This window comes from Streptomyces sp. NPDC005728, assembly GCF_040630895.1.
Taxonomy (GTDB): Bacteria; Actinomycetota; Actinomycetes; order Streptomycetales; family Streptomycetaceae; genus Streptomyces.
Genome location: NZ_JBEXYL010000066.1, coordinates 39,530 through 53,650 on the forward strand (window position 1 = coordinate 39,530; position 14,121 = coordinate 53,650).

General features: G+C 70.3%; 16 protein-coding genes and 1 pseudogene. 9 read left to right on the plus strand and 8 right to left on the minus strand.

Translation table 11 applies throughout. The features are described from left to right. The first annotated feature begins 8 nt into the window (after window positions 1-8). The 8 genes and pseudogenes from glyA to ABZ471_RS33475 all read left to right on the plus strand — a co-directional run bounded on the left by glyA (window position 9) and on the right by ABZ471_RS33475 (window position 6,334). Window positions 9-1,289 (plus strand): serine hydroxymethyltransferase, encoded by a 1,281-nt coding sequence (glyA, locus tag ABZ471_RS33440; RefSeq protein ID WP_359071761.1) that lies wholly within the window; start codon window positions 9-11, stop codon window positions 1,287-1,289. Window positions 1,290-1,376: 87 nt separating this feature from the next. Then, entirely contained in the window at window positions 1,377-2,744 is a 1,368-nt protein-coding gene (locus ABZ471_RS33445; RefSeq protein WP_359071763.1) for an L-serine ammonia-lyase, read from the plus strand. A 255-nt stretch (window positions 2,745-2,999) separates the two neighbouring features. After that, a complete protein-coding gene (locus ABZ471_RS33450; protein ID WP_359071765.1) occupies window positions 3,000-3,272 on the plus strand; it encodes a hypothetical protein in 273 nt (90 codons plus the stop codon). After that, window positions 3,269-3,661 carry a PIN domain-containing protein gene (locus tag ABZ471_RS33455; RefSeq protein ID WP_359071767.1) on the plus strand — a complete coding sequence of 131 codons (393 nt, stop codon included), beginning with the start codon at window positions 3,269-3,271 and terminating at the stop codon, window positions 3,659-3,661. The genes ABZ471_RS33450 and ABZ471_RS33455 overlap by 4 nt, the downstream gene beginning before the upstream one ends. Window positions 3,662-3,805: 144 nt before the next feature. After that, window positions 3,806-4,036, plus strand: a pseudogene (locus ABZ471_RS33460) (PPOX class F420-dependent oxidoreductase); the annotation flags it as partial. 111 nt (window positions 4,037-4,147) lie between these two features. Further along, entirely contained in the window at window positions 4,148-4,408 is a 261-nt protein-coding gene (locus tag ABZ471_RS33465; RefSeq protein WP_359071768.1) for a hypothetical protein, read from the plus strand. 240 nt (window positions 4,409-4,648) lie between these two features. Then, window positions 4,649-5,689: a phosphatidylinositol-specific phospholipase C domain-containing protein gene (locus tag ABZ471_RS33470; RefSeq protein WP_359071770.1), complete on the plus strand. Its 1,041-nt coding sequence runs from the start codon at window positions 4,649-4,651 to the stop codon at window positions 5,687-5,689. Between the two features lie 90 nt (window positions 5,690-5,779). After that, the gene (locus ABZ471_RS33475; protein WP_359071772.1) at window positions 5,780-6,334 is read left to right on the plus strand and encodes a GH25 family lysozyme; all 555 of its coding nucleotides are present in this window, start codon (window positions 5,780-5,782) and stop codon (window positions 6,332-6,334) included. Window positions 6,335-6,349: 15 nt separating this feature from the next. On the opposite strand, the gene ABZ471_RS33480 is transcribed toward ABZ471_RS33475, so the two are convergent. The 4 genes from ABZ471_RS33480 to ABZ471_RS33495 form a co-directional block, all read right to left on the minus strand. Beyond that, the gene (locus ABZ471_RS33480) at window positions 6,350-7,027 is read right to left on the minus strand and encodes an NAD(P)-binding domain-containing protein (protein ID WP_359071788.1); all 678 of its coding nucleotides are present in this window, start codon (window positions 7,025-7,027) and stop codon (window positions 6,350-6,352) included. An 88-nt stretch (window positions 7,028-7,115) separates the two neighbouring features. Next, window positions 7,116-8,108: a zinc-dependent alcohol dehydrogenase family protein gene (locus tag ABZ471_RS33485; protein ID WP_359071773.1), complete on the minus strand. Its 993-nt coding sequence runs from the start codon at window positions 8,106-8,108 to the stop codon at window positions 7,116-7,118. A 216-nt stretch (window positions 8,109-8,324) separates the two neighbouring features. Further along, window positions 8,325-8,537, minus strand: a complete 213-nt coding sequence (locus ABZ471_RS33490; RefSeq protein WP_359071775.1) for an EF-hand domain-containing protein — start codon at window positions 8,535-8,537, stop codon at window positions 8,325-8,327. A 59-nt stretch (window positions 8,538-8,596) separates the two neighbouring features. Next, on the minus strand, window positions 8,597-9,529 hold the full coding sequence (locus ABZ471_RS33495) for a MerR family transcriptional regulator (protein ID WP_359071776.1): 933 nt from the start codon (window positions 9,527-9,529) through the stop codon (window positions 8,597-8,599). A gap of 60 nt (window positions 9,530-9,589) precedes the next feature. On the opposite strand from ABZ471_RS33495, the gene ABZ471_RS33500 reads away from it, so the two are divergent. Then, entirely contained in the window at window positions 9,590-10,243 is a 654-nt protein-coding gene (locus ABZ471_RS33500) for a GNAT family N-acetyltransferase (RefSeq protein WP_359071778.1), read from the plus strand. On the opposite strand, the gene ABZ471_RS33505 is transcribed toward ABZ471_RS33500, so the two are convergent. From ABZ471_RS33505 to ABZ471_RS33520, 4 genes are all read right to left on the minus strand, one after another. Beyond that, window positions 10,210-11,397, minus strand: a complete 1,188-nt coding sequence (locus tag ABZ471_RS33505; RefSeq protein ID WP_359071780.1) for a beta-propeller fold lactonase family protein — start codon at window positions 11,395-11,397, stop codon at window positions 10,210-10,212. The genes ABZ471_RS33500 and ABZ471_RS33505 overlap by 34 nt on opposite strands. Beyond that, window positions 11,397-12,200 (minus strand): polysaccharide deacetylase family protein, encoded by an 804-nt coding sequence (locus ABZ471_RS33510; RefSeq protein WP_359071782.1) that lies wholly within the window; start codon window positions 12,198-12,200, stop codon window positions 11,397-11,399. The genes ABZ471_RS33505 and ABZ471_RS33510 overlap by 1 nt, the downstream gene beginning before the upstream one ends. 118 nt (window positions 12,201-12,318) lie before the next feature. Next, window positions 12,319-12,822 (minus strand): ATP-binding protein, encoded by a 504-nt coding sequence (locus ABZ471_RS33515; protein WP_359071783.1) that lies wholly within the window; start codon window positions 12,820-12,822, stop codon window positions 12,319-12,321. Window positions 12,823-13,108: 286 nt separating this feature from the next. Then, entirely contained in the window at window positions 13,109-13,876 is a 768-nt protein-coding gene (locus ABZ471_RS33520; RefSeq protein ID WP_359071784.1) for an enoyl-CoA hydratase-related protein, read from the minus strand. Window positions 13,877-14,121 lie beyond the last annotated feature (245 nt).

The window sequence follows — 14,121 nt, forward strand, 5'->3', positions numbered from 1 at the left end:
GTAGCCGAATGACTGTCCTGAACACGCCTCTGCACGAGCTGGACCCGGAGATCGCCGCGGCGGTCGACGCCGAGCTGAACCGCCAGCAGTCCACGCTGGAGATGATCGCGTCCGAGAACTTCGCGCCGCTCGCGGTGATGGAGGCCCAGGGCTCGGTCCTCACCAACAAGTATGCCGAGGGCTACCCGGGCCGCCGTTACTACGGCGGCTGCGAGCACGTCGACGTCGCCGAGCAGATCGCCATCGACCGGATCAAGGAGCTGTTCGGCGCCGAGTACGCCAACGTGCAGCCCCACTCCGGCGCCTCCGCCAACCAGGCTGCGCTGTTCGCGCTGGCCCAGCCCGGGGACACCATCCTCGGCCTGGACCTGGCGCACGGCGGCCACCTGACCCACGGAATGCGGCTGAACTTCTCCGGCAAGCAGTTCAACGTGGTCGCCTACCACGTGGACGTCGAGACCGGCCTGGTCGACATGGCCGAGGTCGAGCGCCTCGCCAAGGAGCACCGCCCCAAGGTGATCATCGCCGGCTGGTCGGCGTACCCGCGTCAGCTGGACTTCGCCGAGTTCCGCCGGATCGCCGACGAGGTCGAGGCGTACCTGTGGGTCGACATGGCGCACTTCGCGGGCCTGGTCGCCGCCGGTCTCCACCCGAACCCGGTCGAGCACGCGGACGTGGTCACCTCCACGACCCACAAGACGCTGGGCGGCCCGCGCGGCGGCATCATCCTCGCGAAGAAGGACTTCGCGAAGAAGCTGAACTCGTCCGTCTTCCCGGGCTTCCAGGGCGGCCCCCTGGAGCACGTGATCGCGGCCAAGGCGGTGTCCTTCAAGGTCGCCGCCTCGGAGGAGTTCGCCGAGCGCCAGCGCCGTACGGTCGAGGGCGCGCGGATCCTCGCCGAGCGGCTGACCGCGCCGGACGCCCGCGAGGCCGGTGTGAACGTCCTGTCGGGCGGCACCGACGTGCACCTGATCCTGGTCGACCTGCGCGACTCCGAGCTGGACGGACAGCAGGCCGAGGACCGTCTCCACGAGGTCGGCATCACGGTCAACCGCAACGCCGTCCCGAACGACCCGCGCCCCCCGATGGTCACCTCGGGCCTGCGGATCGGCACGCCCGCCCTCGCGACCCGCGGCTTCACGGCCGAGGACTTCGCCGAGGTCGCGGACGTGATCGCCGAGGCACTGAAGGCGCCTTCCCCCTTCGGGGAGGCCGACGCGGAGGCCCTGAAGGCCCGGGTCAAGGCCCTGGCCGACAAGCACCCGCTGTACCCCGGTCTGAACAAGTAGTTCCTTTTTGAGGGGTGCCCCGCACACTGGAAGGTGAGTGGGGCACCCTCCCCCCCCCCCGCACCACCCCGCATTGAGGAGTTCCCCGTGGCCATCTCGGTCTTCGACCTGTTCTCGATCGGCATCGGCCCGTCCAGCTCCCACACGGTCGGCCCGATGCGCGCGGCGCGCATGTTCGCGCGGCGACTGCGCAACGAAGAGCTGCTGGAGTCCGTCACGTCGATACGCTCCGAGCTGTACGGCTCGCTCGGCGCGACCGGCCACGGCCACGGCACGCCCAAGGCGGTGCTGCTCGGCCTGGAGGGTGCCTCGCCGCGCACGGTGGACGTGGAGAACGCGGACCAGCGGGTGGAGGACATCAAGGCGACCGGGCGGCTGAGCCTGCTCGGCGAGCGCGAGATCACGTTCGACTTCGACGCGGACCTGAAACTGCACCGCCGCAAGGCGCTCCCGTACCACGCCAACGGCATGACGCTGTGGGCGTACGACGCCGCGGGCACCGAACTGCTCTCCAAGACGTACTACTCGGTCGGCGGCGGCTTCGTCGTGGACGAGGACGCGGTCGGCGCGGACCGCATCGTGCTGGACGACACGGTCCTGAAGTACCCCTTCCGCACCGGCGACGACCTGCTCCGCCTCACGAAGGAGACCGGCCTGTCGATCTCCTCCCTCATGCTGGAGAACGAGCGGGCCTGGCGCACGGAGGAGGAGATCCGGGCCGGCCTGCTGGAGATCTGGCGCGTGATGCGCGAGTGCGTCCAGCGCGGCATGTCCCGCGAGGGCATCCTGCCCGGCGGTCTGAAGGTCCGCCGCCGCGCCTCCGTCTCGGCCCGCCAGCTGCGCGCCGAGGGCGACCCGCTGGCGCACGCCATGGAGTGGATCACGCTCTACGCGATGGCGGTGAACGAGGAGAACGCGGCGGGCGGCCGCGTGGTCACCGCCCCCACGAACGGCGCGGCCGGCATCATCCCGGCGGTCCTGCACTACTACATCAACTTCGTGCCCGGCGCCGACGAGGACGGCGTGGTCCGCTTCCTGCTGGCCGCCGGTGCGATCGGCATGCTCTTCAAGGAGAACGCCTCGATCTCCGGCGCCGAGGTCGGCTGCCAGGGCGAGGTGGGCTCCGCCTGCTCCATGGCCGCGGGCGCACTGGCCGAGGTCCTGGGCGGCAGCCCGGAGCAGGTCGAGAACGCGGCCGAGATCGGCATGGAGCACAACCTCGGCCTGACCTGCGACCCGGTCGGCGGCCTGGTCCAGATCCCGTGCATCGAGCGCAACGGCATGGCCGCCGTGAAGGCGGTCACGGCCGCCAAGATGGCGATGCGCGGCGACGGCTCCCACAAGGTGTCCCTGGACAAGGTCATCAAGACCATGAAGGACACCGGCGCGGACATGTCCGTCAAGTACAAGGAGACGGCCCGGGGCGGGCTCGCGGTGAACATCATCGAGTGCTGAGGAAGTAGGCCCTGACCAGCGCGTTCGTGTCTCGGCGCTGTCGGGGCCTTGCCTGCTTACGCGGCGGGAAGTCCCCCGAAAAGTCCCCGGGACAGGCGTGAAGGTCCCCGAAAAGTCCCCGGGAAAACGCCACTGGATTGGCCGCTGACGTGGGGGTTCGCAGCAGTCAGCGCTTGTCGGACCGCCGGCGTCCGAGTGGCGGCGGAGGGCAGAATCACCCAGGCCCAATAACAAGAGTCTTGTCAAACTTGCCGCATGGCTACCTCTCCGGCTCCCGGCGAAGGGCCCGTCCGCCCCGTCTCCGTCTCGCTCCACGAAGGCACGATCGCAGCCCTCAGAGCACGCACGGGCAAGCGAGGCATGTCCGCCTACGTCGAAGCCCTCATCCAGCGCCAGTTGGAGCGCGACCGGCTACGCGAACTCATCGAAGACGCGGAAGCCGAACACGGCCCCGTGCACCAGGCAGCGGTCGAGGCGAAGCGAGCCGTCCTGCGCGGTGACAACGCAGGCTCGGCGGACGCCGCGTGAGCGGCACCCTCGTCCTGGACTGCGAGGGCCTGTCCAAACTCGTACGACGCACACCCGAACTCACCGAGTGGCTGGCCGCCGCCGAGGCGGAGGACATCCGCGTCGTCACCAGTTCCGTCACCCTCGTCGAAGCCCGCGACCCCAGGATCAGCCAGGCCCGCTTTGACTACGCCGTCCCCCGCGTGAACGTCGTCCCGCCCACCGAAGCCATCGCCCGCCACGCCGGCAAGCTCCTCGCCGCAGCCGGCCTGCACGGTCACAAATACGCCCTCGACGCGATCGTGGCCGCCACCGCACTGGCCTCCCCTTCCCCCGCGACCGTCCTCACGTCGGACCCCGAGGACCTCCTGATGCTGTGCGACATCGGCGTACGTGTGATCAAGATCTGACGCAGTGCGATGCCGGGTCGGCCACGGCTTTTGCACTTGGCGATCGAGGATGCGCCCAGCTACCTGGACGACATCGACACGACCGATACCACGCACAGTCACTTGCCCGAGCACCACGACGACTACGACTGGAACGCCTGCTCCGAGGGCGGCGACGTGTGGTCGTTCGCCGTCGCCGAAGGCGAGGCCGAGGTCTCCGAGATCACGACGGTTCCTGGTGACGCGGTGGGCCGGGAACTGCTCGGGATGATCCCGAAGGCCGCGAAGCCCGAGGATGAAGAAGCGTTCCTGGAGCAGTTGGTCGCAGAGCGTCGGGTGGTCATCCGGTTGAAGGTGGACCGGCTGTACGGAACCGCGCTCGACATCAACGGCTAGGACATATCGGGTCCGTGCCGGTCGCAGCCACTCGTAGCGGACGGCGATGAACCCACAGGCCGGTTCGTCGCCGGGCTGTTCTCGGCCGCGAGGCGTGGTCACAATGATCACGTGGACGGACAGGACTCGGCCCGGCGGGCGGAAATCGACCGGATCGTCGATCCGCTGAAGACGAACATGCCCCAGGCCGGGGACCTCGGCTTCGAGGCAATCCAGCAGTTGGGGAACCCGGTGCCGCTACTGGTGCAGAACGACGGCAAGGAGCATGTGCAGCTGTGGCTCGAGCCGTTCGGGCAGGACTACTGGCTGAAGCCCGGGAGGCTGTGTACGTCACCTCGTACGGGACGTGGAATGACCACCCTTTCGAGGTGATCCACGAGACCGACTGCCTCACCGTCTGGGCCACGTCCTGGTTCGCGACGGTCTCCGACTGCGACGGCAATGAATTCCCCCCGGGCCGCAGGGAGCGCACCTGAGTCGTCAGACCGCGCCACCCCTTGAGGCGTCCGCTGCGCGGAACCATGAGGGCGCTGTTCCTCCAGGGGCTACCGCTCGGTAACCGATGCCCCCTACGCTGCCGCCAACTCGGCGACAGCGAAGGGAAGTTCAGGCATGCGTACGGTTCGTGCGGTGAGACGGGCGGCGACGATCCTGGGTACCGCCGCCCTGCTGGTGGCGGTACCGGCACACGCCCACGCGGCGGAGCCGAAGTTCTCCGGGACGACGGCGATCGGAACGCACAACGCCTACGACAAGGCCAAGTACACGTACTTCGCCCAGGCGTTGGACTCCGGTGCCTCGTTGCTGGAGCTGGACGTGTACGTGGACAGCCTGACCCACAGGTGGCGGGTGAGCCACAGCAACCCGTTCGGCAACGACAACAACTGCGAGGCCGCGAAGACACCGGGCGAGCTGTACAGCAAGAACCGCAACCAGGACCTCGGCAGCTGCCTCGACAACATCGCGGCCTGGAACCAGCTCCACCCCGACCACCCGCCGATCGTGTTCAAGGTCGAGCTGAAGGTCGGGTTCAACGACAAGGGCGGCATGGGCCCGGACGAGTTCGACACCCTGGTGTCGCAGAAGCTCGGCAGCAGCGTGTACAAGCCGGCCGACCTGCTGGGCGGCACCCACTCCTCCCTGGACGCGGCGGCCAGGGCCGACGCCTGGCCCACCCGCGACTCCCTCAGGGGCAAGTTCCTCTTCGAGCTGATCCCGGGCACGGTCGAGCAGGCCAACCCGTTCGACCACTACTGGACTGACGAGGAGTACGGCGACCATCTGCGCGACCTGTACGCGGCGGGGAAGATCGGCGAGGCGCAGGCTTTCCCGGCCGTGCTCGGCGCCCAGAACGGCGACCCGCGCACCAGCCGCTACGACGCCTCGATCCGCCCCTGGTTCGTGTTCTTCGACGGGGACGCGGCGACGTACGTGAACAACGGGTACGACACCTCGTTCTACTCCGCGAACCACTACATCCTGATCACGACGGGCGCCGACGGCGTGGCCCCGGCGATCTCCTCGACCGCTCCCACGGACGCCGAAGTCGCCGCCCGGCTCTCTCTGCTGGCCGGGGACCACGCGAGCCTGATCACCTCTGACTGGTCGACCAAGCCGGCATCAGTGCTGAGTTCGGTGACGGCCCGAGGCTGATATTCCGGGTACACGGGCGGATCACCCGTGCCAAGGTGGGGCATACACCAGTCAACTCCTGTCACCCCACTGACACTCAGGGAGTGCCCCATGCTCCACGGCATTGACGTCAGCGCGTACCAGTCGTCGTCGTACGACACGGACGGCCTCTCCTTCGTCTTCATCAAGGCGACGGAGGGGCGTTCGTACGTCAACCCGAGACTCTCGGCCCAGACCAAGCACGGCCGCGACGCGGGACTCGTCGTCGGCTTCTACCACTTCCTGTGGCCGGGCCACATCACCGCCCAGGCCGAGTACTTCGTCCGGCACGCCCCCGAGAAGGCGGGCGACCTGCTAGCCGTCGACTGGGAGACGACCAGCGAGGGCACCCACGCCAGCAACGCGGAGAAGGACCTCTTCATCCGGAAGGTGAAAGAACTCCGCCCCCACAACAAGGTCCTGCTCTACGCGAACCGCGAGTACTGGCTGAACGTGGACGTCACCTCGTACGCCGGCGACGGCCTCTGGATCGCCGACTACGTGAGCGCGGGACACCCCCGCATCAAGGCCAAGTGGCGCTTGCACCAGTACAGCAGCGAGCCCCACGACAAGAACGTGGCCGCCTTCGCCGACCGGGCCGCCCTGCGCAAGTGGGCCACGTCCTAGCGGCGGGAGAGGAACCTAGCCCCGGAAGTCCGCCAGGCGTTCCGGGGACGCCTCCGTCAGGGCCTTTCGAACGGCCTCCAAGCCCGCCTGGAGGCCGTACACCGGGGTGCCCGGCTGCTGGCGCCAGGAGTCGTCGATCCCGCCCGCGTCGACCGTGTCGAAGCCCAGTTCGTCGATGAGGTCACGGACGACCCGCTTCGCGGCCTCGTCGTCGCCGGCCACCGGGAGGGCCATGCGCTCGGGGTCGCCGGCCGGGCGGGGGCGGTCCAGGATGTCCTGGGCGTAGGTGCCGTTGAAGGCCTTGATCACGGGGTGTCCCAGGTGCCGTTCCGTCCAGCGGCTCTCGCTCAGGCCCTCGTCCTCGATGCCGGCGATCCGGCCGTCCCGCTGCTGCGGGTAGTAGTTCCCGGTGTCGATCACGGCGACGCCCTCGGCCGCGCCGTCCAGCAGGCCGGCGGGGAGGTCGGGGATCCGCTTCAGCGGGACGGTGACCACGACGACCTGGGCGCCCTTGGCCGCCTCCGCCGCCGGGACCGGGGTCGCACCGGTCTCCTCGGCCAGTTCCCCGAGGGTTTCGGGGCCGCGCGAGTTGGCCACGGACACGTCGTGGCCGAGGGCCGTGAGCCGCCGGGTGAGGTTGCCGCCGATGTTGCCCGCGCCGATGATGCCGATCTTCATGGCAGACCCTTCCAGGATCGATGCATGTGCATGCTTCCGTCATCGGCGACAACCTCCCCGGAAACGGGGCTATTCCTGCGTTACGGCAAAAGAACGAACCCTCTCAGACCCGTACGACGATCTTGCCTGTGTGCCGGTTGGACTCCATCAGCCGGTGGGCGTCCCGGATCCGGTCGAGGCCGTCGAAGACCTCGGCGACGACCGGCCGGAGGGTGCCGTCGGTGAGGCCGGCGGCCAGGTAGTGGGCGGCCCGGTGGCGGCCTTCGGCGGTGCCGGTGAGGAGGGTGTTGGCGTAGCCGTGCACGGTGAGCGGCCACTGCCGGGGCAGCAGGACGGGCCCCTCGTCCAGCCAGCCGTAGACGACCAGGGTTCCGCCCCTGACGACCGCGCCGCCCAGCTCGGCGAACCCGGCGCCGCCGATCGCGTCGAGGACGATGTCCACGCCCCGCCCGCCGGTCAGCCGCCTGGCCTCCTCGACCACGTCCTCGTCGTCGCTGACGATCACGTGTTCCGCGCCGAGGTCGAGCAGCCGCTGCCGCTTGGCCTCGGTGCGGGTGGTGACGACCGGGACCGCGCCCGCCCGGCGGACGACCTGCACGGCCGCGGTGCCGACCCCGCTGGACGCGCCCGTGATCAGCACGTGGTGCCCGGGAACCAGACCGGCCCGCTCCACGAGTGCGCCGTACGCCGTCGTGTACGTCAGCCAGACCGCCGCCCCCGTGACCGGGTCGACCCCGGCGGGCCGGGGAACGAGCGCGCTCTCCGGGAGGACGACCCGGTCGCCGTGGACGCCGTGGGCGCTGAGTTCGAAGTTGGCCGCCGACAGGACCGGGTCACCCGGTGCGAAGGCGGTGACCCCCTCGCCGACCGCCTCCACCTCGCCCGCCGCCTCGTAGCCGTTGCGGGAGGCGGGGAAGGTCGGCTGGTAGTGGTACGCACCCCGGCGGAAGAGCGCCTCGGCGCGGTTGAGGCCGAGCGCCTCGACCTTCACCAGCACCTCCCCCGGGCCGGGATCCGGCAGCTCGACCTCCTCGACCGTGAGTACGTCGGGGCCGCCGGTTTCGTGAAAGAGCACTGTGCGTGCGGAAGTTGTCATGCCGCCGACGCTAGGCCCCGCCGGGAAGACGCTCCATGTCCTTCTGTCTTGGTGTCATGTCCGTACGGCTGCCGCCCGACGGCACCTGGAGCGGCCCCGCGGACCCCGGCGAGCCGCGGGAGGACGCGCGGACACGGTCACGCTGTGCGGCACTGACGCGCGACACATGACAAAGGGGGTGCCCTCCGCGCGGGACGGGCACCCCCTTCGGTCGTGTCACTTGCTCAGGTAGGCCCAGAACTCGTCGAACGACAGGACCTGGTCGCCGTTGAGGTCGCGGGTCCTGATGATGGCCGCGGCCACCGTCTCGGTGACGTTCCAGTCACCCTCCTGGGCCAGGGCGGACTTGAACTCGGCGGCGGTGATGAATCCGTCACCGTCCGCGTCGATCCGCTGGAACTGCTTTCGTGCTTCCTCGATGTCCGCCACCGATCCGCCCCTTTTATTCGTGTTTCTCATGCCGTGCTGGCGTACTGACGCAGGTCAGATTAACGGCCCGCGCGCGCACGGAGTGCGGCGACCACCCACGCGAAGTCCTCGGCGTGCGGCGGCGCGGGCTGCCGGTTCACCACGGCGAGCAGTTCGCGGTAGCGGGCGACCCGCTCGTTGAAGCCGGCCGTCATGCGTTCCAGTACAGCGGTCCGGTCGGCGTCGCCGAACAGTTCCCGCAGCACCTCCTCGGCCTCGGGCGCGCCGGGTTCGGTACCGCGCTCGCGCGCCGGGCCCACCAGCTCCACCAGGCGCTTCGCGAACCACAGGGACTGCCCGCGCGGCGCCCCGGGCTCCCGGTCCGCGGCGTTGAACTCGACCGCGCGGCGCATCTGTGCCCGGAACTCCGGGTCCTGGAGCATCTCGGCCAGCTCCACCCAGGCGTCCACCTGCTCGGGCGTCGGATTCTCCGCCACGTCGACGGCGGTGCGCCACATCCGCTCCTGGATGTCCGGGTCGACCGTGTCGAGCCCGTGCAGCGTCTCGGCCACGAACTCCTCCATGATCCGCTGCCGCTCAGCGGCCGACAGCCGTGCCAGTTTGTTCATCAGGGTCATCTCCTCCGCGCTCGAACCCCGTCGTGCCACGCTCGACAGCACCGCCCGTGTCACCTTCAGCGAGCGGATCTGCGCGTCAAGCGCCGCCACATGGGTGGCGGCGACCTCGGCCACGGTCCGCTCACCGGCCAGCACCCGTTGCACGTCCTCCAGCCCGAGCCCCAGCTCCCGCAGGGTGCGGATCAGCTCGAGGCGGGCCACGGACGCGGCGTCGTAGAGCCGGTAGCCGCCCGTGGACCGGCCCACCGGGGGCAGGACGCCCTCGTCGGACCAGTAGCGGATGGTGCGCACCGTCAGGCCGGTGGCCCGGGCCAGCTCACCGATGGTGAGAAGTCCGGTGCCGTCGTACGGGGGGTTGGGGGGGTCTTCCCCCATGGAATGCAGCACGTCTGCGAGTCTGGGCCTTCCAGTCGGTGGAGACTCAAGGAGCGCGGGTTGGAGACCTTGCGGGACATTCTCGACGCGGCGGCGCACGGCGTCTTCCCGCCGGCGGACGGCCGTACGACGGTCGTGCCGCAGCACGGCTGCCGGGACGCGGGGGTGATGTCCTTCACCGCGCACTCCGTCGTCTTCACGGACGAGGACCCGCACTGGGTGTACGACGCCCTGGGCGCCGTGGACTGCGATCCCCTCGCGGCGACGATGAACCCCGCCTTCCTGGCGGCTTTCCTGGCCCGGACGGGCCGCAGGTGCGAGACCGTCGACGCGGTCCTGGTCGGCTCCCCGCTGCCCGGCGCGCCACCGCTCACGCTGACGGAGATCGAGGACGCCGGCCATCCGCGCGGCGCCTATGCCCGCCGGCGGCGCGAGGACATACGGGCGTGGACGGCGGACGGCGGCGTGCTGGTCATGGGGCGCGGGGTCGCCGGCCGGCTGGAGGTGTCCGTCGAGGTCGACGAGGGGGTACGGCACCGGGGGCTGGGGCGGGCGCTGGTGACGGCGGCCCGGCAGCTCGCGACGGAGCCGCTGTGGGCGCAGGTCGCGCCGGGGAACGCCCGCAGCATGCGGGCGTTCCAGGCGGCCGGGTACCGTCCGGTGGGCGCGGAGCTGCTGCTTCAGCGGAAGATGCCGGTGTGCCCGAGTGAGTAGCGGCCCGGCTGCGGGTAGACGGCGAGGCCGTGCGGGCCGCTGCCGACCCTGATACGGGCGAGTTCGGTGCCGGTGCGGGTGTCGATGGCGTACACCTCGGAGTTGTAGCGGCCGGACAGCCACAGCACCTTGCCGTCGGCCGAGACCCCGCCCATGTCGGGGCTGCCGCCGCCGGGCAGGTGCCACCTCTTGGTGAGCCGGTTCTGGGGGAAGTCGAAGACGGAGATGGTTCCCTCGCCGCGGTTGGAGATGTACATCTCGCGGGAGTCCCGGCTGATGTACAGCCCGTGGGCGCCCTTGCCCGTGGCGAGGAACGCCGGCTCGGCGAAGGTGTCCCCGTTCAGGATCCACACGCCGTTGGCCGCCATGTCGGCGATGTAGAACAGTTTGCCGTCCGGGGAGATCTTGACGTCCTGCGGCATCGCGCCGTGCAGGGGCAGTTTCCGCTGGGCCAGGACCTCCATCCGCGCGGTGTCGACCTTCAGCAGCTCTCCGCTGAACTCGCAGGAGACGATGAAGTACCGCCCGTCCATGGAGAAGTCGGCGTGGTTGACGCCGTAGCAGCTGACCGGGACGGACTTCACGACCTTCATGGTGTGCGCGTCGCGGAAGACGAGCTGACGGTCCATGGAGGCCATGACGACCGCGTATTTGCCGTCGGGCGTGAAGTACAGGTTGTACGGGTCGTGCACGGCGACCGGCTTGCCGGCCTTCCCGGTCCTCGGGTCGATGGGGGTGAGGCTGTTGCCGAGGTCGTTGTTGACCCAGAGGGTCTTCAGGTCCCAGGACGGCACCACGTGCTGGGGCTGCCGGCCGACCGGGATGGTCTCGATGATGCGGTAGGTCTCGGGGTCGATGACGGTGACGGTGTCGGAGTTGGTGTTGGGGACGTACACCCGGGACGGGAAGTCCTTGACAGCCGGGGAGAGCAGGCCCGGGCGGTCGGCGGCGTAGAGGTCGTGCGGGTCCTGCACCGGGGGCATCCCGGGCAACACGTCCTCCTGCTGCTTCTTCGCCTGCGGCTGGACCGGCGCCTTGCTGGCGAGGGCCTCGTTCTCGTGCTGCGGGGTGCCGCCGCCGCAGGCGGACAGCAGGGCCAGGGCGGTGAGGGCGGCTCCGGCGGCCAGGAGCCGGGCGGCTTTCGTGGGTTGCATCAGCTCAGCAGCTCCGTGGTGGTGACCGCGCGCAGCCCGCGGCGGTCGAGTTCGTGGAGTACGGCGGGGAGGGCGGCGACCGTGTCCGGGTAGCCGAAGTGCAGACTCACCACCGATCCGCCGCGTACCTCTGCTAGGACCTTGCGGGTGACGGCGTCGGCGCCGGGGCGGGTGTAGTCGAGTGAGTCGAGGTCGTACGACAGCACGTGCGGGTAGCCGGCGGCACGGGCGAGGCGGGTGACCAGCGCGGAGGCAGTAGGAGAGCGGGAGGGGCGGAACCAGGTGCCGATGGAGCCGGTGAGCCGGGTCAGGCGCTCGGCGCAGTCGGTGATCTCCTTGCGGGCCTCGGGCTCGGCCAGGTCGTTGACGGAGACGTGCCGCTGGGTGTGGTTGCCGAGGTCGTGGCCGCCGTCGAGGATGCGGCGGGCGAGACCCGGGTGTTCGTCCAGCCAGGTGCCGACGGCGAGCACGGTGAGCCGGGCACCGCGCTGTTCGGCCGCGTTGAGCAGGGACTCGGCGGAGTCCGGGTCGCCCTGGCCGTGGAAGGTGAGGGCGACCTGGGGGCGGGTGCGCGGGCCGTGGGTGATCTGGGCGGGCTGCCCGGGGTAGGCGCGGGGTGCGGGGGCGGCGTGGGAGGTGGCAGTGGGGTGGCCGGACGCGCGGGCGGGCGGAGCGGACCCGGGGGTCGCGGCGGACAGGGCGTCCCGGCCCGCACCGCAACCGGTGGCGAGCGCGCCCCCGGCGACGAGCCCGGCACCCGCGCGCAGCGCTCCGCGTCGGTTGGTCGTGGTCACTCGCACCATTTAAGGGGCGACAGGTAAGAAAATCGCCGATTGGCCTGATCGAGGGACATTTCCGGGTCGCGGGGGCAGGATCCGCCCTCGGGCCTTTCCGACGGATCAGGCCGACTCCGGACAGGCCCTAGCGGTCGGCGACCCTCATCTCGAACCAGGTGGTCTTGCCGCGGGGCAGGAGGTCGACGCCCCAGCGGTCGGACAGCTTGTCCACCAGGAACAGGCCGCGGCCGCTGACGTCCATTTCCTGAACCGGCATCAGGCAGGGCAGCCCGCGGGAGGGATCGCGGACCTCGACGCGGATCCAGCCGCGGCGGCGGCGCATCCGGAGGCCGAAGATCCGGGCCCCGGTGTGCCGTACGGCGTTGCCGACGAGTTCGGAGACGAGCAGGACCGCGTCCTCGGTCATCTTGGGGGTCAGCCCCCACTGCCGCAGCACGACGATCTGGGCCAGCCGACGCGCGGTGGCGGCGGACTCCGGGCGGGACGGCAGCGGGACCTCCGCCTCCGTCGGGTTGCCGAACAGTTCGAGCGCCTGGAGCGCTCGTTCGTCCTCCACCGCGGGCGACCAACGCGCCGCGGCCGCACGGCTGTGACCCCGCGGCTGTTCGATGCCCTCCAGCCCCGCCATGCCCCCATGATGGCCGTCCGGAGCCGTCTCCGTGGCCGTTCCGGAGGAATACGCCCCCTGTACGCCCCGGTTCCGCTCCGGCCCGCCAGCATATGCCGAAGGCATGTCAGGGTCTGTAGCAGCCCGGCTGACCTGCGGCGACGGCTCACTTCCGGGCAATCGTCGGACTCCCTCGACGAGGCAGGCTTAAGGGTGCCTTAAGGCTCCCATAAACCGCCCCATCGAGGGACCCCGATCAGACAACGCGTCAACTACAAGCCCTGCGGAGGGAGTTCACGGGTGAAGTTCACAGGAACTTCGCCTTGCCCGGCCCCTCCTCCACGAAGCTGCGCATGCCCCGCTCGCGGTCCTCGGTGGCGAACAGACCCGCGAACCAGTTCCGCTCGACGGCGAGCCCGGTGTCGAGGTCGGTCTCCACACCGGTGTCGATCGACTCCTTCGCCGCACGCAGCGCGATCGCCGGGCCCTGGGCCAGCCTCGCCGCCCAGGCGTGCGCCTGCTCGTACACCTCGGCGGCCGGGACGACCCGGTCCACCAGGCCGATCGCGAGGGCCTCGTCGGCCCTCACCTGACGGCCCGTGAAGATCAGGTCCTTGGCCTTGGAGGGGCCGACCAGCCGGGGCAGACGCTGGGTGCCGCCGGCGCCGGGGATGAGACCGAGCAGGATCTCGGGCTGGCCCAGCTTGGCGTTGTCGGCGGCGATCCGGTAGTCCGCGCAGAGGGCCAGCTCGCAGCCGCCGCCGAGCGCGTACCCGGTGATGGCCGCGACGACGGGCTTGGGGATGCGGGCCACGGCAGTGAAGGAGTCCTGCAGGGCGCGGGCGCGCAGGACCATCGCGGCGTGGTCCATGTCCTGCATCTCCTTGATGTCCGCGCCCGCCGCGAACACCCGCTCGCCGCCGTAGATCACCACGGCGCGCACGTCCGCGCGGCGCGTGGCCTCCTCGGCGAGCTCCTTCAGCCGGTCCTGCATGGCGACGTCCAGCGCGTTCATGGGCGGACGGTCCAGTCGCAGGGTTCCGACACCTTCGGCGACTTCGAGATTCACGGTCATGCGCAGCAGGTTAACGGGGATTAACGGCAACCGGGCCGGTGCGCTGGGTCACACCCGGCCGGGGGTCTGGGGGTTGCCCCCGGACAGGCACAGCACGGGGATTAACGGCAACCGGGCCGGTGCGCTGAGTCACACCCGGCCGGGGGTCTGCCCCCTTACTACGCCGTCGTGTTCACCTCCACCCGCACCGACCGCGACCCCGACGGATACGCCGACGCCGCCCGTCACCTCTCCGGCCTCGTGCG

Excerpts from the sequence above, each read along its gene's own strand:
- glyA (WP_359071761.1), top strand. The coding sequence starts at position 9 with ATGACTGTCCTGAACACGCCTCTGCACGAGCTGGACCCGGAGATCGCC.
- ABZ471_RS33450 (WP_359071765.1), top strand. The coding sequence starts at position 3,000 with ATGGCTACCTCTCCGGCTCCCGGCGAAGGGCCCGTCCGCCCCGTCTCC.
- ABZ471_RS33470 (WP_359071770.1), top strand. The coding sequence starts at position 4,649 with ATGCGTACGGTTCGTGCGGTGAGACGGGCGGCGACGATCCTGGGTACC.
- ABZ471_RS33475 (WP_359071772.1), top strand. The coding sequence starts at position 5,780 with ATGCTCCACGGCATTGACGTCAGCGCGTACCAGTCGTCGTCGTACGAC.
- ABZ471_RS33485 (WP_359071773.1), bottom strand. The coding sequence starts at position 8,108 with ATGACAACTTCCGCACGCACAGTGCTCTTTCACGAAACCGGCGGCCCC.
- ABZ471_RS33495 (WP_359071776.1), bottom strand. The coding sequence starts at position 9,529 with ATGGGGGAAGACCCCCCCAACCCCCCGTACGACGGCACCGGACTTCTC.
- ABZ471_RS33505 (WP_359071780.1), bottom strand. The coding sequence starts at position 11,397 with ATGCAACCCACGAAAGCCGCCCGGCTCCTGGCCGCCGGAGCCGCCCTC.
- ABZ471_RS33510 (WP_359071782.1), bottom strand. The coding sequence starts at position 12,200 with ATGGTGCGAGTGACCACGACCAACCGACGCGGAGCGCTGCGCGCGGGT.
- ABZ471_RS33515 (WP_359071783.1), bottom strand. The coding sequence starts at position 12,822 with ATGGCGGGGCTGGAGGGCATCGAACAGCCGCGGGGTCACAGCCGTGCG.
- ABZ471_RS33520 (WP_359071784.1), bottom strand. The coding sequence starts at position 13,876 with ATGACCGTGAATCTCGAAGTCGCCGAAGGTGTCGGAACCCTGCGACTG.